This is a genomic window from Shewanella sp. Shew256 (genome assembly GCF_002196695.1).
Lineage (GTDB): Bacteria > Pseudomonadota > Gammaproteobacteria > Enterobacterales > Shewanellaceae > Shewanella > Shewanella mangrovisoli.
This window is the reverse complement of record NZ_NAJR01000005.1, coordinates 354,774-377,006: the sequence shown is the minus strand read 5'-3', so window position 1 is coordinate 377,006 and position 22,233 is coordinate 354,774. Positions and strand designations below refer to the sequence as shown.

The window sequence follows — 22,233 nt, the reverse complement described above, 5'->3', positions numbered from 1 at the left end:
ACTAATACTTATGAGGTATTGCATACGCGCCAGCAGTGCACCAGCTTATCCTATAAATTCTGATGGTGGTGATAGCCTATGAGTCTTGAAGAATCCTTAGAACAACTAAAACGTCAGTACTTACATGCACTACCCGATAAGAAGAAACAAATTATCACCCTGTGGATCTCGCTAAGGAAAAACTGGCAGAGCCATATGCTGTCGGCGGTCTACCGTGAAGTCCATAACTTAAAAGGCTCCTGCGAAACTTTTGGCTTGACCGACACCAAAGAGATTGTCGATAAGCTTGAGCTGCTGTTAAAGAATTTACTCGATTCGCCCGCCCCAGCGCTGAATGTGATCAAAAGCTTAGATACCCTCTTCCACCAACTGCTGCAAAATAACCTCCGTGGTGAGCCAGCGGCCCCCGTGGTCGAAGCGCAAATGCAGCACAGTCCCTATAAACCGACTAAAGCACGGCACGAGTATCGAATTGCGATTATTGAGGATGACAATAATGTCGGGGCGATGATAACAAAGCAGCTGCATGAGTTTGGCTTTAATGTGCAGCACTTTTTAAATTTCACCGACTTCCTCGAAATTCAAAATACCTCGCCCTTCGATTTGATTTTATTAGATCTCATCTTGCCCGATTATACCGAAGAAGCCTTATTTACCGCGGCGACCGAGTTTGAGAAGCACAATACCCGTGTATTTGTTCTCTCTTCCCGCGGTGATTTTGAGATGCGACTGCTAGCGATCCGTGCCAATGTCAGTGAGTATTTTGTCAAACCCGCCGAAACCACCCTGCTGGTACGCAAGATCCATCAGTGGCTCAAAATGTCAGAAAAACAGCCGCTTAAAATTTTGCTGGTGGACGATCAGCAATCCATGGTCGATTATTTTTCCAGCCTGCTTCGCAGTCATGGGCTGATGGTCAAAGGCATGACCAAACCCGAGCAAGTGCTGCCAACCCTAGAGCAATTTGAGCCAGATCTGTTTATTTTCGATTTGTATATGCCCGATGTGAATGGTTTAGAGCTGGCGAAAATGATCCGCCAATTAGATAAATACAGCTCAAGCCCTATCCTAGTGCTCAGCTCCGACGACACTATGCAAAACAAAGTCAGCATCATTCAGGCGGGTTCCGACGATTTAATCTCAAAACAAACCGCGCCGAGTTTATTTGTGACACAAGTGATTTCCCGCGCCCAGCGTGGCCATGATATTCGAAGCTCCGCCAGCCGCGATAGCTTAACGGGCCTGCTCAATCACACCCAGATCCTCGTTGCTGCCCGCCGCTGTTTTAACCTCGCCAAACGCATCAACTCCTCGGTGTGCATTGCTATGCTGGACTTAGATCACTTTAAACAAGTGAATGATACCTATGGGCATTCTGGCGGCGACAAAGTGCTGTTGGCCTTTGCTCATCTGTTGCAGCAATCCCTGCGCCCCGTGGATTTTATGGGTCGTTACGGCGGCGAAGAATTTATGTTGGTCTTGCCCGATCTCCCCGCGCCCTTAGCCATTGCCAAGCTTAATGCTATTCGCGAGAGCTTTAGCCATATTGTGTTTGTCGAAGAAGGCGCCGAATTTAAAGTCACCTTAAGCGGGGGCTTAGCCTTTTCGACCGAATGCAGCGAGTTTCAAGACTGTTTATTGCTGGCGGATAAAAATCTGTATGAGGCAAAACGTACCGGACGCAATCGTTTAATCACTACCTTAAAATAAGCCCTAACTCTCGCGATATGCTCTGGCGATAATTTCACCATGCCCGAGCTTTAAAAAGTCCCCCGTCGCGGGGCGTTGCATGAGTAACTAAACGAATGCGCACAAATAAGATTGTTGTGTGGAATGATAAGGTAGCGCGTAATTTGCCATTGTTTGCGATTGATAAGACCAAGGTGAATCGACGCGCTAAGCCTGCACTAAACATGCGTTGTCAGTGCTTTAGTCTCGCTTAAGCGAGGCTAAATAATTGAGCATCTTATCCGCCAGTTGCGGCAGTTCGACGACATGATGGATAACGCCGCGTTTGATCGCTTCCCTTGGCATGCCAAACACCACACAGCTCTGCTCTCCCTGCGCAAAGGTTTTACCGCCCTGTTCATCGATTAACGCCATCCCATCGGCGCCATCTTTGCCCATGCCAGTTAGGATCGCCGCAGTGGTATTGGCTCCCGCACACTCGGCAACCGAGTTAAATAGCACATCGACCGACGGCCTATGGCCACTCACCTTGTCGCCCTGGGTCAAGCGGGTCTTAAAACTGCCGCCGACCTTAATCACTTCTAAGTGTTGATCCCCCGGCGCAATATACACATAACAGGGCAGCAAACGTTCACCATCTTCGGCCTGTTTGACATTCAAACGGGTGAGTTTATTTAGCCGCTCAGCAAAAGTGCGAGTAAAGCCCGGTGGCATATGTTGGGTGATCACAATCGGTGGCATTACCGCCGGAAACTGCTGTAACAGCGATAAAATCGCTTCGGTACCACCAGTGGAGGCGCCAATTGCCACCAATTGCGTGTTGATTACTCGGTTACTCAGCACGGGTTTATGGCTAGGTTGTACCACGACGGCAGGAGCTGCTCGTTGGGTTTTCAGTTTCGCGTGGGCGGCCGATTTAATTTTCTCTAAAATTAAATCTTGGTATTCATTAAAATCCTGGGGCGAATCTAATTTCGGCTTGGGGATAAAATCCACCGCTCCGAGGGCGAGCGCGTTAAATGTAGCGTCGGCGCCTTCTTCAGTTAAGGATGAAATCATCACCACCGCCGTGGGCCTGGCCTTCATTAATCGGTCTAAAAAGGTCAAGCCATCCACTTTAGGCATTTCAATATCTAAAGTGATCACATCGGGGCGATGCTGATTAACCATATCCTTGGCCATATAGGCATCGGCGGCCATGCCCACGAGGGAAAGTTCGCTATCGGCTTCGATCATCTTGCCCAATAAGTTACGGATCAATGCCGAATCATCAACCACCAGTACTTTTATCGTCATGTCTTAGTCACCAAAAAGTTCCACATCTCCGCCACTCGGCAAATTCCTGATCCTTAGGCGATACTCACTTTCCCTGTCCATAATGGTGCTATTATGCATTGTTCTGATTTTTCTAACTTTTACTAAACCTGTCGCCGGAAAAAAATACACTTTTCGAGGATAATAATCGAGTAAGTCTGCGGCCAAAATGGGGATTTGTTCCATCTGCAAATATTCGAGTACAAACTCCGCATTGCGCTCACCGATATTATGGGCGGTGATCCCATTGAGCATATTTCCGCCCCCGAACACTTTAGCGACCAAGGCACGGCGCCGCGCACCCAGTTTGAGCAACTCATTGATCAGTAACTCCATGGCGTACACACCATAACGGGCTGAATCGGTTAAGATCCCCGAGCTGTTGCCATTATCACTCGGTAATAAAAAATGATTCATTCCACCAATTTTTAAATCGGGATCGGAGAGGCAAACGGACACACATGAGCCTAGCACTGTGACTATCATGGTTTGGTCGCGGGTGGCGAAAAACTCCCCCGGCAAAATTTTGACCGCATCACAGCCAAAATGATGGTCATAATAGCGATTCGGCTCGATAACGGGGTATTCAATATTCGGCTTTGGCACTCATCAAGCTCCCTTTACCGCCTTGTAGGTTGTCTGGCCCACTGGCTTAATGATCTGGGGGAACATATTAAAGTTCTCCGAATGGCCTGCGATGTAGAGTCCATCATCGGCAAGGGAAAGCATCATGTGTTTAAGAATGCTTTCCTGCGTAGTTTTATCGAAATAAATCATCACGTTTCGACAAAAAATCACATCGATTGGCGTCTTGATTGACCAAAACTCATCGACTAAGTTGAGCCGAGTAAACTGCAGCATCTGTTTGAGCTCTGGCACCACGCGCACATTGCCTTGTTGTGCCCCGCGCCCCCGCTGAAAAAACGCCTTCTTGCGCTCGGCACTTACCGCCTCGATACGCTCGATAGGATAAATACCCAGCTGCGCCTTTTTCAGTACGCCGCTGTCGATATCCGAAGCAATGATTTCGATGGGCGTGTTGAAGCGGCCAAAATGCTCGGCCACCACCATAGCAATGGAGTAAGGCTCTTCCCCCGTGCTACTGGCCGCACACCAGATCCTTTTGGTATGCGGATGTGCCTGTAAATATTGTTTTAAGATCTCAAAATGATGGGGCTCGCGAAAGAACGCCGTCTGATTAGTGGTCAGTGCATTAATAAACTCCTGATGTTCACTCTCGTGTGCCTGCAAATACTCAAAATACGCAGTAAATCCCGCTAACTTGAGCGCCCTTATCCGCCGGACTAAACGGCTATACACCATGGCGTCTTTACTGTCGGCTAACTTAATGCCGGCAAATTGGTACAGCCGGGTTTTCACCGTATTAAAGTGCGCCGCCGTAAAAACAAACTCTTTCCCTAGAGGTTGATGTTCGCTCAATCAAAAATCTTCCCATTCATCTTGGTCGGCTTTATTGACCTTTGGCGCCATCGCCTTAGGTTTAACGGGCATGCGAGTCACAGTCGATGGCGGTTTAACCGCTAACTTCTTGTGGCTCGCCACGGGTTTGGGCGCAGCTGTGGTGTCTTCGTCCACGGTAAAGTTGGCCACACTGTCCGCTAACTGCTGCGCCTGCGATTGCATGCTTTCGGCTGCGGCGGCGGCTTCTTCCACTAAGGCCGCGTTTTGCTGCGTCATTTCATCCATTTGCACCACGGCTTTACTGATCTCATCGATACCGATCGCCTGCTCATTCGAGGCTGAGGCAATTTCGGCCATGATGTCGTTCACCCGTTTAATAGCGATGACGATTTCTTTCATGGTGTCGCCGGATTTGCCGACTAAGCTGTTACCGCTTTCGATTTTGGTCACAGAGTCGGAGATCAAGGCTTTAATGTCCTTAGCTGCGTTGGCCGAACGTTGGGCTAAACTTCTCACCTCTGAGGCCACCACCGCAAATCCACGACCTTGCTCACCGGCTCTGGCCGCTTCGACCGCCGCATTAAGCGCTAAGATATTGGTTTGGAAGGCTATGCCATCAATAACACCGATAATATCGGCAATCTTGCGTGCCGATTCGTTAATCGATGCCATGGTTTGCACCACTTGCTGGATAAGTTCGCCCCCATCGACGGCGACATCGGCGGCCTTAGAGGCAAGTGCATTGGCCTGGCTGGCGTTGTCGGCATTTAGCTTCACTGTGCCTGTCAGTTCTTCCATACTCGCCGAAGTTTGTTCAAGACTCGATGCTTGCTCCTCAGTGCGGCTCGACAAATCAGCATTGCCCTGAGCGATTTCGGAAGAGGCGGTATTGATGGTATCGGCGGCCTTTTGAATGTCTCTTATCATGTAAGATAGCTTTTCAGCGGTTTGATTTGAATAGTTTTTCAAATCATTAAAGGTGCCTTCGTAATCGTTATAGATACGCGTGGTTAAATCGCCTTCGGCGAGCGCCATCAACACCCGCGCCACATCCTGTAGACCGCGATCCGAGGTCTCAATCAAGGCATTGAGGCTGTTCGCCAGCATTAAAAAGAAGCCCTGCTTACCTTGCGTCTCAGCCCGTTGGGAGAAATCCCCCGCCGCCGCCGCATTGACGATGCGCGAGATTTCCTGCTCGATTTGCACTTCGACCGTGCGGTCGAGCCATTCGACAACAGAACCTAACCGCTCGCCCGTTTTGGAAATAATCGGGCTTGCAGTTAAGCGGAAGTGACAACTGGCCACTTTGATTTGCGATTCATATTTACGGTCGAGCTTGTCTAACAGACTCGCTTGATGGGCTGGATTCTTATGGAAAATATCCATAGAGCTGCCAAGAATTTTATCGACGGAGAAATGCGGCAGCGCTTGCCTGATCTCACTCTCAGATTGGCGCAGCATCGATTCCACCGAACGGTTCATATAGATGATGGTGCGGTTGGCATCGGCGATCATCACATTGGTACTGGTATTATTCAGCGCTTCTAAAATGCGCTGCGTCGCCCGCTCGGACTCTATGCTCTCCGTTCTATCAATCCACTCAACCCCCGTACCTAAGTGTTTATTTTCACGGGTGATAATGGGCGTCAGGATCAGCTTAAAAGTCCGTTTCCCAATGGTGATTTGCGCCGTATGGGATTGGGTAAGACGCTCGAGCATATTGCGTTGATGGGCAGGATTTTTATGGAAAATATCGATATTACTGCCCACCACCTTGGCCACAGAGAACTGCGGCAGCTCTTTGCGAATGTCCGCCTCAGCCTCAGATAACATATTCAATACCGCTTTATTGGCGTAGATAATATTGCGGTTGCTGTCGGCGATCATAAAGCTGTTGCCGCTGTTATCTAATAATTGGAAATAGCGCTGCAGCTCTTCTTCCTTTTGCTGGCGCGCCTCTTCATTTCCAAACACATTGAAAATACCCATTATGATTACTCCTGATCAGACAGACTATTTGCATCAATTAGACCCAGCTCATCACTGCTGATCAGAGCCTGTATATTTACCAAAATGATCATCTTGTCTTCTACCGTTGCCAGCCCCTTGAGGTAACGGCTATCGAAGGCCACCCCAAATTCGGGGGCGGGTAGAATTTCTTCGGCGGCGAGTTTAATCACATCCGACACCGCATCGACGACAATCCCGACGATACGGTCAAACACATTCAACATAATGACGATGGTGAACTCGTTGTAGGTCGCACTGCCCACGGCAAACTTCATCCTTAAATCGACAATAGGTACGATATCGCCCCTAAGATTCAGTACGCCCTTGATAAAACCCGGCGCATTGGCGATTTTGGTGACGGGTTCATACCCACGGATCTCCTTCACCGACATAATGTCGAGCGCATAATGCTCTTCACCCAGCACAAAACTTAAAAACTCGACCTCATCGTGGACGCTGTACTCCTGCTTACTCACCGTGTTTGTGCGGTTATCCATTGCGACATCCTTAGTTAATTTTTGATATGCAGTGCAAGTGATTCAACATCGAGGATCAAGGCCACGCTGCCATCGCCCATAATGGTCGCTCCCGATACACCGGGGATCCGCCGATAGTGCTTTTCAAGGCTCTTGATCACCACTTGTTGCTGCCCGACGAGAGCATCGACACACAGACCAAAGCGTTTATTATTGCTTTCGAGCAAGACCACTATGCCGGCCTCTGGCGTTTTAGCTTGGGGTTCGATTTCCATTAATTGATAGAGGTTTAGCAGGGGTAAATATTCTTCCCGCACCTTGAGTAACCGCTCTTTAGCCAAAAATTTAAGCTGCTCGGTTTGCGGTTGTATCGATTCGATAATGTGTACTAAAGGTAAGATATAAATTTGATTGCCTACGCTGACACTCATGCCATCGACAATGGCTAAGGTAAGGGGAAGTTGGATTTCGAAGGTCGCGCCCTGACCCGCAACGGAATCAATATCGATGCGACCACCTAAGGCCTCAATATTCTTGCGTACCACATCCATACCCACGCCGCGCCCCGAGACATCGGTAACCTCAGCCGCCGTTGAGAACCCTGCGGCAAAGATCAATTGCCAAACTTGTTTGTCCGTCATGTTCTCGGGCAGTGCCATGCCATTTTCCCGGGCCTTTTGTAAAATGCGCTCGCGGTTTAACCCGCCGCCATCATCGTGGACGGCGATCACTATACTGCCACCGCGCTGACTGGCTTTAAGGGACAAGACACCGGCTTCACTTTTGCCTGCTGCAAGCCTTTTTTCTGGTTTTTCAATACCATGGTCAAGACTGTTACGAACGAGGTGAGTGAGCGGGTCGACTAACTTTTCAATCATCCCCTTATCAATTTCAGTGTTGCCGCCCTCAATCACCAGACTGACATTTTTGCCAAGCTGATCCGATAAATCCCGCACCAGTCGATGAAAACGGTTAAATACGAACGACACGGGTAACATGCGTACCGACATCACGGCTTCCTGCATTTCCCGGGTATTGCGTTCTAACTCATTAAGCGCGGTTTTTAGCCGCTCACCTAACTCGCCGCCCAGCTCATTACCGATAAGGGTGAGCATGGATTGGGTGATCACCAATTCACCCGCAAGATTAACTAGAGTATCTATCTTGGAGGTTTCTACCCTCAAAGTAGCATCTTGACTGGCGGCACTGGCTTTTTTCGCTGCAGGTTGACTACTGCTGCTAGATCCTGACCCTATGGTTGAAGTAGAAGATTGCGACGGCATTGCCTCGGCTTTAGCTGCCGATTTAGCGGGCTGTGTACTGGCTTCTTGTGCAGGCTTTTGGGCTCGAGTCGATTGCAGCTTTGAAGTGTCCGCTTCAGCTCGTGGCGCGGACGCCTGATTAGTGATGGGCTTCTCTTTGACCGATGTTGACGTTAAGGCATCAATTTCAGTGGCGAATGTTTCGGGCGTTAATGATTCAAAAAAGCCGAAACCTAATTCATCATCCAGCGCATCGTCGCTAACAGCAGCAACCTGATTGGCAGCCAGATCAGCAGCCGCCTGTTCTTGCGGTGTCAAACTCAGCTCAACTGCAGTAGGTGCGTGAATATCCTCGGCGCGGATGTCCTTTGCGGTATAGGCCTCGTCAAAAAAGCCGAAATGTTCCGTTTCATCGACTAACCCAAGCTCCACTTCATCCTCAAAAAAACCGAAGCTATCGTCTACTGATTGAGTCGCTACACTTGGCTTAACCGCAGCTTGTAAGGGGTTATCTTCGCTCTGGTTATTGGTATTGGGATTTGCGGCACTCAAACCATTTGCCGCATTGGCGGTTTGAGTGGAAAAGGGTTCGCCATTTAAGGCCGCCACCAGCTGGTTTTTGGCAAATTCCACCTGCTGCCAATCTATGGGTTCCTCTTCCCGATAGAGGTTTAAAATATGTGAAAGGGTATCGACGGTACGAAGCAAAAGATCAATGACAGAAGAGGAAAGCTCAAACGTGCCCTTTCGGGTTTTATCGAGCAAATTTTCCATTACGTGGGTCACGCTGGTGAGCGCAGTAAAACCAAAGATGCCACTGCCCCCTTTAATCGAATGGGCAGCACGGAAAATGGTATTTAATTCTTCGGGATCGGGGGCGTCTAAATCTAATGCAAGGAGCAATTGCTCCATATTTTCAAGATGTTCGTGGCTTTCTTCAAAAAAAACCTGATGGAACTCTGCCATATTAATGGACATAGCACACCCCGACCTAGGTTAGCCCAGCACTTTGGCTGTGATAGCTAATAGCTTCTGCGGGTCAAAGGGCTTGACCATCCATCCCGTAGCGCCTGCGGCTCGACCTTGCGCCTTCATGTCTTCACCGGCTTCGGTGGTAAGCATGACGATGGGCGTACGCATAAACGCCGACATGGCTCTGAGGGATTTTATGAGCGTCAAACCGTCCATACGGGGCATATTTTGATCCGTCAAAATAAAATCGAATCGTTGTCCGCCACATAAATCCAGGGCTTCACGACCATCTTTTGCGAGCACGACTTGATAATTTGCCGACTTTAACGTCGCCTCAACCATCTGTCTGATCGCGGCCGAGTCATCAACAATTAATATTTTTTTGCTCATTTACCATTCCATCATGACTTTAGTTTTATTTCCTGGAGCTACTAACTCATAGCTCTTAGAGAGGGATTTAACCAATAAAAGACCACGACCCGAAATTTGAAACCAATCTGCGATTTCCTCCTGCTCCTTCGGCACATACCCATCACCACTGTCGGATACAGTGATCCTGAGTTCACTGAGTTGTGCATGCCATTCCAGCTCAACCTTGACCCAATCTTCAGCCTTAAGCTTGTCTATGCTGCTTTCACGTATACTGTGGTATAACTCAAAACGTTCAGGATCATTTTTAAGACGAGAGTCTAACTTGAGTACACCATGGTCAACTGCGTTAGTAACTAACTCAGAAACAACAGTAAATACCCTCTGACTAAACGTAGTAGAAAACCCAAAAATATTCAAAAACTGATTCAGTGAATTTAAATAGTCGGCATTTAATAACATGGCGCCCATCATTTTAATGGCCCAAGTAAACTCCCCTTTCATACAAATTTGACTCGATTTATGTTCTCGTTCTCGATACCAGTTATGTAATAACTCGAAATCGAGTACACACACCGCAATATCATCGGTGATCTCGTGTTCAAAAATGGTTTTGAGTTTTGTTCTTAGGTGTTCAGTTAAATCGCGACCATAAAAACTCAACAACGAAATCACGCTGTCCATACCAAAAAATGTGCCGCCTTTACTCTGTTGCTCAATTAATCCGTCACTGAGTAAACAGATCCGTCCCGTCCGCGGAATGGGAAACGAAGCAATATTCGCGATAAACGCACTGGGCGACAAAATGCCGAGAGCCATATTTTTAGAGCGGTATTTCTGTATGTGCTCATGCTCGGCATAAGCCGAATCGCTCTCCAATTCATCTTGATAAAGCAATGCGTCCGGCATGCCGCCATTCCAGAGGTTGATTTGATTTTTAAAGAAATCTATCTCTAAGACCACGGCCGCCACAAAACGATCGCCGGGGCTGTCTTCATACACATTGGCATTAAGTTCATAAATCAAACTGACGAGATTAAAGCCTTTCGCCACCATGGCCCTGAAGGTATTGGCCACCCTTAAAATCGGCATAGCCGCACTTAATCCATGGCCGGTAGAATCCGCAATAATTAAGAAGAAGTTTCCGTTGGGCCCAACGGTATTAAGAATAATATCGCCGCTAAAATTAGCACTTGCTTGAGTAAAGGATTTGACGAAATCAAAACTGACATTGCGAATATTGACAAGATGCTCAAATAAATGTCTTGCCATTTGTTCTTCGCGAGCCTTTTGATAGAGCATTTTTTCTAATATTGAGCGTTGTTGCTTAACTTGTTTCTCTAAGGAAAAATGCGCTAATAACCCTTCAACTTTATGCCAGAACAGTTCTAAATTAATCGGTTTAATAATAAAATCTAAGGCCCCTAAACGAAAGCAGGATATTATTTTTTGATATTCGTTATCCGCGCTGATAACGATTACGGGCACGGGCGATTCTCGGTATCGCAGTCTTTCTAATAACGTCATGGCGGTACCATCGGGCAAATAATAGTCTAATAAAATAAGTTCGATATTTTGCTGATTAATTTCTTCGCTTGCTTCTTCCAGATTACAGCAAGTAATCACCCCCCAACCTTTACTGTGAATAAACGCCGTAATAATTTGGTTTGTGACTAAGTCATCATCAATGACCAGAATATAACGTTGGCTTTTAGGCACTTACACATCCCGTTCAACAAGATACAAACGTCCCATATTGGCAATCGTAATAATTTCTTCCGCTTGCCCATGCAGTCCCCGAATCGCCGTGCTGATCTGGCGCTCAAGTGCCTTACGATGCAGCAACACCATCATCCCCAGTGCCGAGCTATCAATGTAGAGCACGCGGCTAAAATCCAGCACTAAGTGCTTAATGTCCTCTTCGAGAAAGGCCTTTTGATAATCGCTGGTGAATTTTTTATGATGATAAAAATCAAAACGTTCTGGCAAAGAGATATAAAAAATATTAGCCATCACAATCTTCCCTGTTTAGAAAAGCTCAATCTCACCACAACTGATTTGACTTGCGGATACTGGATTATGGGTGTTGGTACGCCGACCACTGATCTGCGAAACTAGACCATCACACTGCTCATCGAATTCTTCAGGCGACATTGCCGTGACCCGATTTAAGGATTCACGCAAGTGCTGCAAACTCTGATTGGTATAAATCAAACTTTGCGAGGTGATATCGCTAAATTGTAAGCCACGAATCGTGTCGGCAATGGCACTCTCTAATTCGTGGGCGGAGGCGTCGATGCGGTCAATGACCACAGCGTCTTTTTCTGCTTTTACAATGATTTGTTCTAGCGCCGTATCGAGATCTTTTTTCGCCTCGATAATGTAAGACATATCCTGAGCGGCGACTTTACTCACTTGATGGGTTAACTGTTCAATTTGTACTTGAATTGTATGTAGCTGTTTTTGAATGCTTTCACTAAAACCAGCGCTGCGATTAGAGAGGGCGCGCACCTCATCGGCCACCACGGCAAAGCCCCTACCCGCATCCCCCGCGCGGGCGGCCTCAATTGCCGCGTTCAATGCCAGTAAATTGGTTTGCGAAGAGATTTGGTCGATATCCTTCAAGGCCTTCATCGCCTGCGGCATGGCTTCATAAATCACATTCACTTTCTCGAGCAAATCGATATTAGAAGCTGACATCTCAATGGTCGATTGAATAAAACGCTCCAGCGTGGTCGAGGTGTTATTGGCAAATAGCTTCATCTGCTCAGAATGGAAAATCTCTTCATCATCAGTGCTATGCACCAGTGCTGAAATAAACTCGCTTTGCTCGTGCATTAACTTACCTAGGCCATCGAAGGCGCCGCCCAATAGCTCGACTGCATCCGACTGCACCGACAGCACATCATCGATACTCTGCTCACAGGTTTTTAATGACACAGACACTTCTTGATACAGCGTCAGTTGATCTTGCCAATCGGCGCGAGTACCAGATGTGGCATAGGCATGGGAGATGGGTTGAGACACTGAAGATTGTCGATAAAACTGCCAAGCGAGCATAATGGTCACGGCAACTAAGGTACTCAGCATAAAACTGACTAGGCTGCCGATGAAATATCCTATTACTGCAGCAAACACTGCAACAATGCCATCCTTGTATGTCATAGAGACTTCGCAATTATTGATCTGTGATTAAAAAGTAGTTTCATATTCAGGGGTTTTCAAACAACTAATCGACTTTTTTCACTAAAATCAGAACGGCATGCGCAAAATGGATACGCTATACAGGCATTCGGTCTGCAGTCAGGCGAATGACTGATTAATGTAGAGACTTGTCTAGTGGATACATAAACTTAGCTGTGCAGCCACCACAGGCTAGGTTACACTGGCGATGTCTTCGACTGGGATGGGATCATTTATGAGTCAACGTACATTACACTCCTTATTTAAACCCACATCCGTAGCGATTATTGGCGCCTCCAATAGCGAGAAACGTGCCGGTAATGTGCTGATGAAAAACCTGCTCTCGAGCGGATTTTCAGGCCCCATCATGCCCGTAACGCCAAAATACCGCGCGGTAATGGGGGTGCTTGCCTATCCCAATATTGAAGCCTTGCCGATAAAGCCCGATTTAGCGGTCATCTGTACCCGCGCCAGCCGCGTGCCTGCCATCGTCGAAACTCTGGCCCAATTCGGCTGTAAAGTGGCGATTATTATGGCCTCCGGCATGGCACAGGAAGTCAATGAAGAAGGTGTCAGCCTACTCGACTTAGCCATGCAACATGCTAAACGCTATGGCATGCGCATTCTTGGCCCCAATAGTTTGGGGATGTTGTTGCCGCCGCTAGGGCTCAATGCCAGTTTGGCCCATGCCAGCGCCCTGCCCGGTAAAATTGCCTTTGTATCGCAATCTGCCGCCATTTGTACCACAGTGCTGGATTGGGCGAACAACAAAGGCATTGGTTTCTCATCCTTTATCTCCCTTGGGGATGCCACCGATATTAACTTCGATGAGTTACTCGATTTCCTCGGCCGCGATAGCCGTACCAGCGCCATCATGTTGTATATCGATTCGGTCAATGAAAAGCGCCATTTCCTCTCCGCCGCCCGTGCCGCTTCCCGCAATAAGCCCATATTAGTGATTAAATCTGGCCGCAGCGCCGAAGGAGTACGTGCCGCCAAATTACATACAGGTGGAATTGGCGGCAACGATGCCGTGTACGAAGCCGCCTTTAGGCGCGCGGGTATGTTGCGGGTGAATGATTTAATTGAACTTTTTGCCGCGGTAGAAAGCCTTGCCCACTCTAATCCATTGCAGGGCGAACGATTAGGCATTATCAGTAATGGTGGCGGCCCTGCGGTGTTGGCCGTTGATGAACTGATCCTACGCGGTGGCAAACTGGCGGAATTATCCCAAGACACCATAGCCAAACTCGATGCCGTACTGCCCAATACTTGGTCGAAACAAAACCCCGTCGATATTATCGGCGATGCCAACGCCAGCCGTTACGCCAGCGCACTTAATATCTTGATGGATTGTGAAGAATTAGACGCCATCTTAGTGCTGCACTCGCCCTCCGCCCTTGGCGAAAGTGTCGAGATTGCCGATGCCTTAATTAAAGTGATCCACGCACATCCGAAGAAAAACCGCTTAAATATCCTCACCAACTGGAGCGGTGAAGACTCGGCCTACCAGGCCCGCAAACGCTTTACCAAGGGCGGCATCTCTACCTATCGCACCCCCGAAGGTGCGGTAGGTGCCTTTATGCATATGGTGGAATATCGCCGTAACCAAAAACTGCTGCAGGAAGTGCCGCAGTCGATCCCCGACAATATTCCAACCGATAGCCAAACGGCGCGAAAACTGCTGCAAGCAGCGCAGGCCAAGGGCAAAGCGGTGCTCGAAACCCACGAAGCCAGCCCGATTTTGCGCGCCTATGGCCTCAATACTATCGACACTTGGTTTGTCAAAGATGCCGATGAGGCCGTCGCCATCGCCAACGAGGCGGGTTATCCCCTCGCGCTCAAGGTGCAATCACCGAATATTTTGCATAAATCCGATGTCCACGGCGTCATGCTTAACCTCACCTCGGCAGAAGATATTCGCCATGCCGCCAATGCTATTACCCAGCGGGTGCATCAGGCCAATCCCGACGCAATTATCGAGGGCATGATAGTGCAGAAGATGGCCTTGACCGCCGGCGCGCAGGAAATTCGGGTCGCCGTGATAAGTGATCCCGTGTTCGGTCCTGCCATCTGTTTAGGTGAAGGCGGCTCGGAGTGGGATCCGACTCAAGATGCTGCGGTCGCCTTGCCGCCACTCAATATGGCGCTGGCCCGCTACATGGTGATCCAAGCCTTAAAGACCCATAAGTTAAAGGATAGGCATTTACCGCTGGGGCTGGATATGAACGCCCTATGCGTGATGCTGACGCAAATTTCCCACATCATCATCGACTGCCCAGAGATAGCATCGTTAGATCTTAACCCTGTGCTGGCGGCAGGGGAAAACATCACCCTGCTCGATGTGAATATCCGTCTGCACGATGCCAATACCGATAACACCTCACGCCTTGCCATCATGCCTTATCCCAAGGAATTAGAGGAATTTGCCGAGCTTAAAAATGGCCTTAAAGTCATGCTGCGCCCCATTCTGCCCGAGGATGAACCCAAGCATTTAGCCTTTGATAATTCCCTCTCCGATGAAGATAGATACAAACGCTACTTTGGTGTGCGATCTAAGATGACCCACGAGGAAATGGCGGTGCTGACCCAAATCGACTACGCCCGCGAAATGGCGTTTATCGCCACCGCCAAAGGGCCGGACGGTGATGACATTACCTTAGGTGCAGTCAGGGCCTCCATCGATCCCGACAATACCGAAGCCGAATTTGCCATGGCGGTGCGAGGCGATCACCAAGGTATTGGGCTGGGTAAATTACTGCTCGAAAAATTGATTAAATACTATCAAGCCAACGACACCCCAGTGCTGACGGGCTTTACCATGTTTGAAAACCGTAATATGGCAAGCCTTGCCAAGAGCTTAGGCTTTAAAGTCACCTTCGATATGGAGGAGCATTTGATCAAAATGCATATGGATCTTAAGGCGCCCATCGCCAATAGCAGTCAATAGCGCGAAGCAAGCTTCGGTTCGCTGAACACAATAAAAAAACGCCGCACTCAAAAGATGCGGCGTTTTTTATTTTTCATGCAGTGAGCGCTTAGCTGAACCCACTAAACCCCGATTTACTGCTCATCTTAATGTTTTGATTTTTTATGCACGCCTTTAAGCAGAAACACTAAGGGCACGGCGGATAACGTCACCCACATCATTAACCTAAAGTCCTGCAAATAGGCCAAGGTAGCCGCCTGACGATTCACTTCGGCATTGAGTAAGGCCATGCCCTGCGTCGTCGATAAATCTACCGCATGAACATCCACTGCATGTTGCAGCGCAAAACTAAAGGGATGAATGTAATCGGCAAACACCGCATGATTCATCTGTGTGTGCTGGGCAAGATAGGTGATCACCACGGAGATCCCTATGCTGCTGCCGATATTTCGCATCAGGCTAAAGAGTGCAGTCCCCTCATTACGGTATTTCGCCGCTAAGGTTGCAAAGGTAATGGTCGAGAGTGGTACAAAGATAAACCCTAAGCCAAGGCCCTGGATAATCCCAGTGCGCACTATGTCCCAGCCGGTAATATTGGTGTTAAAACCCGTCATCTCCCATAGGGACAAAATAGTGAGCATCAAACCTAAGAATATTTGGTAGCGCACATCCACTTTCCCGGCGAGTTTACCCACAGTCATCATGGCGATCATAGTGCCGACGCCCCTTGGCGCCAGCAGGTAACCCACATCAATCACAGGATAACCTAACAGGTTCTGCATAAACGGCGGCAGTAAGGCCATGGTCGCCAGCAGAATAATCCCAATAATAAAGATGAAGATAAGCCCCACACTGAAGTTTCGGTCCTTAAACAGCCCGGGCTCAATAAAGGGATGTTTATGGGTAAAGATATGGGCCACAAACAAATAAAACGCCATGCCAGCAATAATGGCTTCGATAACAATTTCGCGACTAGAAAACCAATCGAGGGATTCTCCCCTGTCGAGCAACATTTGCAGGGCGCCAATGGCCAGACTCAACATGGCAAAACCGAGTAAATCGAACTTACGACTATGGTCCAGCGGCGTTTCTTTCACATAGGCGGCAAGACCAAACCAGGCCAATAATCCAAAAGGCAGGTTGATATAGAACACCCAGCGCCAGTTGTAATACTCAGTTAACCAACCACCGAGGGATGGCCCCAAAATCGGCCCGACCATCACCCCCACTCCCCAAAGGGCCATGGCCGAACCATGGCGCTCTGGCGGATAACTGTCGAGTAATACCGATTGGGATAAAGGTACTAAGCTGGCACCAAACACCCCTTGCAATAAGCGAAATAACACAATTTGCTCAAGGTTTTGCGCAGCGCCGCAGAGCATGGAGGCAATCGTAAAGCCAACCACGGCCCACATAAATACCCGTTTACGCCCAAGCCTGGCGGTTAAAAATCCCGTCAGCGGCATAAAAATCACCGCGGCCACAATATAGGAGGTTAACACCCAAGAGATCTGATCCTGAGTCGCCCCCATGCTGCCCTGCATATGGGGCAAGGCCACGTTGGCAATCGTAGTATCGAGCGCCTGCATAATGGTCGCCAGCATTACCGAAAGCGTGATAAACCCAAGGTGTTGCTCAGACTTAGGTTTAGTATCGGTGTGTAAAACATCGCTCGAATTCACGCCCTTAGATTGGGCATGGTCTTGCCCTGCTATCACTTGCTGACTCACAGACTAAAACCCAACAACTGGCGTTGATATTCAGTATCGATATCCACCACGGCGCTTAATCCAGCACGCAGCGGCGCCTCGGGTAACACAGTATCAATGGCAATTCGCACCGGAACCCGCTGGGCGATTTTCACCCAGTTGCCCGTGGCATTTTGCGCGGGGATCAGCGAGAACTCAGCGCCCGTTGCCGGACTTAAACTCTCGACCGTACCTTGCCAGCGATTGTCGGGAAAGGTATCGATATGAATATTGACCTTTTGTCCGGGTTTGACGTGGGTTAAATCGGTTTCGGTGAAGTTCGCCTCAATCCATAGGGCATGATCGGCCACCAGCGCTAAAGCGATGGCGCCAACATTCACATATTGTCCCAACTTAGGCAGTTGGCTAACGACGCCAGATACTGGGGCTTTAATCTCCACGCGACTTAAATCAAGCTTGGCTTCATTTAATTGGGCTAAAGCTTCTAAATAGCTGGGATGTTGTTCAATCGGAAAATCGGGGCTACCGCCTAAGCTTTCGGCAATGCGGTGTAAATCTTTTTGAAGGGTCTGAATATTCTGCCGCGCAATATCGGTATTTTGTCTTGCATCCTCAAGCTGAGATTCGGACACAAAGTGTTTACCGATTAAATTCTCCTGCCGCTTTTGCTCTTTCTCGGCAAAGGCTAACTTGGTTTCAGCTAGGGTAATTTCGGCTTGTTTCTCATGGTAACTCGCCTTGAGTACTGCTAAATCGGTTTTGACCTGCGCCAGTTTGGCACTCGCCTTATCGACCATCACCTTAAACATGGCATCGTCGAGGCGAAACAACACTTGCCCCTTCTCAACCCGTTGGTTTTCCACCACATACAAGTTGTCCACATTCCCAGCCACTTGAGCACTCACGGGGACTTTATCCGCCTTCACATAGGCGTTATCGGTTTCCATGTAGCGGCCGCCATGCAGATAAACCGCACCTATGGCCAAAACAGATAACAGGGGAACCACAATCAGCAACACGCTGCGTTTTTTACGCATATTATCTTGAGGGGCTTGAGGGTTTGCGTCACTCATTACAACAACTCCAACTTCACTCACGTTCTATCACAGGGATGGGTTATCAGCTTTGATTAGGCTGAAAAATTTTTATGAATTTGCGACAACAAGCGGATCACCGTTTGTGACTCGGCTTCATCAAATCCCTTAAAGGCTTGGGCGTACACTATGGTTACGGCGCGTTCAATTTCGGCCAAATGGGGCGCAGCCGCTTCAGTCAAAAATAACTGAAAAGCGCGTCTGTCCTTGGCATCGGGTCTACGTTCAACCAGCGCCGCATCACACAGCACATCAATTAATCTCGCGGCCGTGATAGGTTTAATCTCGAGGCGATCCGCCAGTTCAATCTGTTTAAGACCTTCATTACGGGCGATATGCAATAAGGCTCTCGCCTGAGAAAGTGTCAGTGAGCAGTCTGCAGTAGGCCTATAGGTTTCTTGGAATACGCGGCGCATCATGCGGGTAATGTCACTTAAGAGTGCGCCTAGGGTATTTGATGATGATTTCATAAGCCATCCATATAGTAAGCATTGCTTATTATATGAATGGTATGCGATGTAAAGCAATTGCCCATTTAGGCAACATAGGTAACAAAATGCAAATGCTGCGGGAGGATCCTGATAACTAATTGATAAGAGTTGAGATTAATTTTTATTCATTGATTGATACAGGGTCATTAGCGAAAGTGCCTTTGTGCGAAAGTGTCTTTGAGCGAAAGAGCCTTAGAGCAAAAGTGCCTTAACCGAATAGTCAACATGGCACAGACTTGCACCTCGGCTCATATGTTTATTGCACCTAAGCTCGCGCGCTATCCACAAGCTTATAGGTTTACATTCGAGCGACCTGTCAGCTGAAAAAACTAGCCAAACTATCTCGATAAGTAAGCCTTATCACGAAACTGTTTGCCAAGCCATCACACTAAACTATCTTGCCCAATTTGCTAGCCGCGCACGCAGTTACGGCCATCGGATTTGGCTTCATATAAGGCTTTATCCGCTCGGCTAAATAAGGTTTCGGCATCATCCCCTTTTTGCAACGAGGCTAAGCCGATAGACACAGTAATCGCGCCCAGTGAGAGTTTTTTATCTTTGCCTATGGCTAAACGCCGCTCTGAGATACGCTCCCTTAAGGTTTCGGCCACTTGGAGCGCATCGTGGAAATGGGTGTTAGGCAACACCACCACAAACTCCTCGCCGCCATAGCGGGCGACAAAGTCATCCCCCCGCACACATTGTTTGAGGGCGAGCGCGACATAGGCTAAAACCTTATCCCCCACTTGATGACCATAGGTGTCGTTAAACAATTTAAAGCGGTCAATATCGATGAGTAACAGGCTGCAACGGGTTTGTTGTTCTTCGGCGCGATGAATATGATCTTGAATGGCAATCTCGTAGGCGCGGCGGTTATGCAGTGAGGTCAATTGATCTGTCATGGCCGCTAAACTTAGGTTCTCCATCTCGGATTTTAAGTTCTGCACCTCTTGACCCATGGCCGTTAAGCTTTGCTCCATGTTCTGGTTGTTGATTAATAGATTTTGCATTTCATCTATCACCCCACCCACTAATTGGTTCAAGGTGCAGACATCGGGGGTTGATTGCAATTGCAGTCCAAAGTCCACCAAGGTACTTGAAAAGGCCTCCGTCCCTTGGGTTAACTGAGAAATTTTACTGATCAGTGAGTTGATCAATATTTGAGTTTCAATTTGGACATTCTCAATCACTTCTGGGGATTTTTCTTGAATAAAATTCTTGTACAGGCTGGTATTCACCTCTTTGGTAAACACCACTTTGTTTGCCAGAAAGCCATCAATGGCGCGATTTAAGTCGAGGTTTGACTGGGCAAAATACTCATACCAAACCGTGTAGTTTTCGGGGGTCACGGGAATATCAAGCGCAGACATTTGTGGTACGGCTAATCGCAGGATTTGCGCCGCCGAATCGAGCTCTTTGTTTGCTGCAGAAGAAGACATGAATCGCGCACCCAATGGTTGTTATGTTTTTGTGTCATTTAAGTTAACTCAACTACTTCAATTTGGATACTGGGCACAATGATTATTATGATGGCGCGCAAAAAACAAAGGAGGATGTCGCCATCCTCCTTCATCTATTCACAAGCCTACTGAACTTAACCGCGGCAGCGGGCAAAAATATCTAACTTAGGCTGATACACTTGGGTCTGTACGTTCATTAATCCTAACAAACTGTCGAACAGATTGTCGTGGGAGAAGCCGCCCTTCTCTGCCTCTTTGGCCAAACACGCCATATTTAAATGGTTGTCTTGGCTGAAATCCTCCGACACCCAGGCCAGCATAGGAATACTGGTTTGTTCAATCGGCGCGATGCTGTACGGCGCACCATGCAGATACATGCCTTTCTCACCCAGAGATTCGCCGTGGTCCGACACATAGAACATGGCGGTATCAAACTTAGCTTGTTGCTGTTTAAGCTTATTCACCACTTCACTGATGATGTAATCGGTATACAAAATCGTGTTGTCATAGGTGTTCATCAGCTCTTCGGCGCTGCAGTTTTGAATATCACTGCGTGGGCAATCCGGCGTAAATTTACGGTGCTCTGGCGGATAACGCAGGAAGTACGTCGGCCCATGGCTGCCGATCACATGCAGGGCAATCACAGTGTCTTTCTGCTCCGCATTGGCTAAGGCTTCATCGAGTTTATTGAGCAGCACTTGATCGAAACAATATTGGCCCGAGCAGAGTTCAGGATCGCTATTAAGGTCGATGGTGATGTTTTCAACCTGATCGCACACCCCTTTACAACCCGAGTCATTATCAAACCACTGCACTTTAATCCCGCCGTGATTCAGTACATCCATAGCCGTGTCTTGGGCATAGGCGCGGCGAGAATCGTAATCCTCACGTCCCATACGCGAGAACATGCAAGGCAGCGAGACCGCAGTGGCCGTACCGCAGGAATGGGTGTCTTTGAAGGCGATTAAGCCTTGTCCCTCTGTGTGAGCATTGGTCGGTCTATCATATCCATAGTATTGATAGTTCATCGAACGAGCGGTCTCACCCACCACCAGCACTAACAGGTTAGGTTTACCGTTGACATTGGTCGTCACATTTTTTGCATCCAAGCCCAGTTGCTGATATTCCATCGGCGTTTGCAAATAGTGCACGTTAATGTATTTAGAAGCTGCACCAATAAAATAGGTCGGCACGATATAGCGCTTGATCTCATCATTATTGCGACCAAAGGCGGCGTAATCTTGGAAATAGAAGAAGGCGATAATCCCGAGTCCCGCGAGCATCGCCAGCATAAACAAGACTTTATGTAGCAGTTCTTTAAAAAATGGCTTGTATTGGATATCGGCTTTATAAATTAAATAGGCGGGTAAAATCCCCGTGAGCAGCATGTTGAGAATGGAAGCAAAGTTCACATACATCAAGGCTTCAGCGCTGTTGGTTTGAAAGGTGTTTTCAATCATGCCGTAGTCGAAGACGACATTGTATTTGAGTGCGGCAAAAAACACGCTCGAGGAAAGCAGCGTAAGAATGATGAAAAAGGGTTTTACCAGGTACTTCACTGTAAACAGTGAAAACACAAAACTCAGTGCAAAGGTTAAAAACAGCGGCATAGTGGCGATAAAGATCGGATCCACATCAGGTTGTTTTTCAATGCCTTTTTTGATGACTTCAAAGAGAGGGATATTAAAAACGCAAACGTAAAATAATGCGGTGAGGAAGGTGAAGCGATTCACTGTTAGGGTTTTAAATCTCGTCAGCACTGGTAATGGTCTCTCAAATAAATAGTGGGCCGAAGCTAACTTAGTTTTCTTAAGGTAATCTTATGCCTAAAAATGAATGTCATCTTAGCAACT

At 48.1% G+C, this 22,233-nt stretch carries 17 protein-coding genes; 2 read left to right on the top strand and 15 right to left on the bottom strand.

Annotation, left to right across the window (positions count from 1 at the left end):
- Nucleotides 1-78: 78 nt before the first annotated feature.
- On the top strand, nt 79-1,710 hold the full coding sequence (locus B5P39_RS12110) for a diguanylate cyclase (RefSeq protein WP_086904260.1): 1,632 nt from the start codon (nt 79-81) through the stop codon (nt 1,708-1,710).
- A gap of 219 nt (nt 1,711-1,929) precedes the next feature.
- On the opposite strand, the gene B5P39_RS12105 is transcribed toward B5P39_RS12110, so the two are convergent.
- The 10 genes from B5P39_RS12105 to B5P39_RS25145 are packed head-to-tail and all read right to left on the bottom strand — an operon-like array spanning nt 1,930 to nt 12,679.
- Nucleotides 1,930-2,985 (bottom strand): protein-glutamate methylesterase/protein-glutamine glutaminase, encoded by a 1,056-nt coding sequence (locus B5P39_RS12105; RefSeq protein WP_086904261.1) that lies wholly within the window; start codon nt 2,983-2,985, stop codon nt 1,930-1,932.
- Between the two features lie 3 nt (nt 2,986-2,988).
- Nucleotides 2,989-3,609: a chemoreceptor glutamine deamidase CheD gene (gene cheD, locus B5P39_RS12100; RefSeq protein ID WP_086904262.1), complete on the bottom strand. Its 621-nt coding sequence runs from the start codon at nt 3,607-3,609 to the stop codon at nt 2,989-2,991.
- Nucleotides 3,610-3,612: 3 nt separating this feature from the next.
- Nucleotides 3,613-4,443 (bottom strand): CheR family methyltransferase, encoded by an 831-nt coding sequence (locus B5P39_RS12095; protein ID WP_086904263.1) that lies wholly within the window; start codon nt 4,441-4,443, stop codon nt 3,613-3,615.
- A complete protein-coding gene (locus B5P39_RS12090; protein WP_011626099.1) occupies nt 4,444-6,414 on the bottom strand; it encodes a methyl-accepting chemotaxis protein in 1,971 nt (656 codons plus the stop codon).
- Nucleotides 6,415-6,419: 5 nt separating this feature from the next.
- Nucleotides 6,420-6,932, bottom strand: coding sequence for a chemotaxis protein CheW (locus B5P39_RS12085; RefSeq protein ID WP_086904264.1), 513 nt, complete (start codon nt 6,930-6,932; stop codon nt 6,420-6,422).
- Between the two features lie 14 nt (nt 6,933-6,946).
- Nucleotides 6,947-9,151: a chemotaxis protein CheA gene (locus B5P39_RS12080; RefSeq protein WP_086904265.1), complete on the bottom strand. Its 2,205-nt coding sequence runs from the start codon at nt 9,149-9,151 to the stop codon at nt 6,947-6,949.
- 18 nt (nt 9,152-9,169) lie between these two features.
- Nucleotides 9,170-9,535, bottom strand: coding sequence for a response regulator (locus B5P39_RS12075; RefSeq protein ID WP_086904266.1), 366 nt, complete (start codon nt 9,533-9,535; stop codon nt 9,170-9,172).
- Nucleotides 9,536-11,233 (bottom strand): fused response regulator/phosphatase, encoded by a 1,698-nt coding sequence (locus tag B5P39_RS12070; protein WP_086904267.1) that lies wholly within the window; start codon nt 11,231-11,233, stop codon nt 9,536-9,538.
- The gene (locus B5P39_RS12065; RefSeq protein ID WP_086904268.1) at nt 11,234-11,527 is read right to left on the bottom strand and encodes an STAS domain-containing protein; all 294 of its coding nucleotides are present in this window, start codon (nt 11,525-11,527) and stop codon (nt 11,234-11,236) included.
- A gap of 15 nt (nt 11,528-11,542) precedes the next feature.
- Nucleotides 11,543-12,679, bottom strand: coding sequence for a methyl-accepting chemotaxis protein (locus tag B5P39_RS25145; protein WP_088211674.1), 1,137 nt, complete (start codon nt 12,677-12,679; stop codon nt 11,543-11,545).
- A gap of 253 nt (nt 12,680-12,932) precedes the next feature.
- Here B5P39_RS25145 and B5P39_RS12055 point away from each other — a divergent pair, with 253 nt between their 5' ends.
- Nucleotides 12,933-15,647 (top strand): acetate--CoA ligase family protein, encoded by a 2,715-nt coding sequence (locus tag B5P39_RS12055; RefSeq protein WP_086904270.1) that lies wholly within the window; start codon nt 12,933-12,935, stop codon nt 15,645-15,647.
- A 125-nt stretch (nt 15,648-15,772) separates the two neighbouring features.
- Here B5P39_RS12055 and B5P39_RS12050 read toward each other — a convergent pair whose 3' ends face one another.
- The 5 genes from B5P39_RS12050 to B5P39_RS12030 all read right to left on the bottom strand — a co-directional run bounded on the left by B5P39_RS12050 (nt 15,773) and on the right by B5P39_RS12030 (nt 22,140).
- Nucleotides 15,773-17,356: a DHA2 family efflux MFS transporter permease subunit gene (locus B5P39_RS12050; protein ID WP_086904271.1), complete on the bottom strand. Its 1,584-nt coding sequence runs from the start codon at nt 17,354-17,356 to the stop codon at nt 15,773-15,775.
- Entirely contained in the window at nt 17,353-18,408 is a 1,056-nt protein-coding gene (locus B5P39_RS12045) for an HlyD family secretion protein (protein WP_011626091.1), read from the bottom strand. Before B5P39_RS12045 ends, B5P39_RS12050 begins: the two co-directional genes overlap by 4 nt.
- A 56-nt stretch (nt 18,409-18,464) precedes the next feature.
- A complete protein-coding gene (locus tag B5P39_RS12040) occupies nt 18,465-18,899 on the bottom strand; it encodes a MarR family winged helix-turn-helix transcriptional regulator (protein WP_086904272.1) in 435 nt (144 codons plus the stop codon).
- A 431-nt stretch (nt 18,900-19,330) separates the two neighbouring features.
- On the bottom strand, nt 19,331-20,359 hold the full coding sequence (locus tag B5P39_RS12035; RefSeq protein WP_086904273.1) for a GGDEF domain-containing protein: 1,029 nt from the start codon (nt 20,357-20,359) through the stop codon (nt 19,331-19,333).
- Nucleotides 20,360-20,514: 155 nt separating this feature from the next.
- Nucleotides 20,515-22,140: a phosphoethanolamine transferase gene (locus tag B5P39_RS12030; protein ID WP_088211673.1), complete on the bottom strand. Its 1,626-nt coding sequence runs from the start codon at nt 22,138-22,140 to the stop codon at nt 20,515-20,517.
- Between the last annotated feature and the right edge of the window lie 93 nt (nt 22,141-22,233).

What these genes read in the sequence shown, in the direction of transcription:
- B5P39_RS12110 (WP_086904260.1), top strand. Translation starts at nt 79, where the DNA reads ATGAGTCTTGAAGAATCCTTAGAACAACTAAAACGTCAGTACTTACAT.
- B5P39_RS12105 (WP_086904261.1), bottom strand. Translation starts at nt 2,985, where the DNA reads ATGACGATAAAAGTACTGGTGGTTGATGATTCGGCATTGATCCGTAAC.
- B5P39_RS12090 (WP_011626099.1), bottom strand. Translation starts at nt 6,414, where the DNA reads ATGGGTATTTTCAATGTGTTTGGAAATGAAGAGGCGCGCCAGCAAAAG.
- B5P39_RS12085 (WP_086904264.1), bottom strand. Translation starts at nt 6,932, where the DNA reads ATGGATAACCGCACAAACACGGTGAGTAAGCAGGAGTACAGCGTCCAC.
- B5P39_RS12080 (WP_086904265.1), bottom strand. Translation starts at nt 9,151, where the DNA reads ATGTCCATTAATATGGCAGAGTTCCATCAGGTTTTTTTTGAAGAAAGC.
- B5P39_RS12075 (WP_086904266.1), bottom strand. Translation starts at nt 9,535, where the DNA reads ATGAGCAAAAAAATATTAATTGTTGATGACTCGGCCGCGATCAGACAG.
- B5P39_RS12065 (WP_086904268.1), bottom strand. Translation starts at nt 11,527, where the DNA reads ATGGCTAATATTTTTTATATCTCTTTGCCAGAACGTTTTGATTTTTAT.
- B5P39_RS25145 (WP_088211674.1), bottom strand. Translation starts at nt 12,679, where the DNA reads ATGACATACAAGGATGGCATTGTTGCAGTGTTTGCTGCAGTAATAGGA.
- B5P39_RS12055 (WP_086904270.1), top strand. Translation starts at nt 12,933, where the DNA reads ATGAGTCAACGTACATTACACTCCTTATTTAAACCCACATCCGTAGCG.
- B5P39_RS12045 (WP_011626091.1), bottom strand. Translation starts at nt 18,408, where the DNA reads ATGAGTGACGCAAACCCTCAAGCCCCTCAAGATAATATGCGTAAAAAA.
- B5P39_RS12040 (WP_086904272.1), bottom strand. Translation starts at nt 18,899, where the DNA reads ATGAAATCATCATCAAATACCCTAGGCGCACTCTTAAGTGACATTACC.
- B5P39_RS12035 (WP_086904273.1), bottom strand. Translation starts at nt 20,359, where the DNA reads ATGTCTTCTTCTGCAGCAAACAAAGAGCTCGATTCGGCGGCGCAAATC.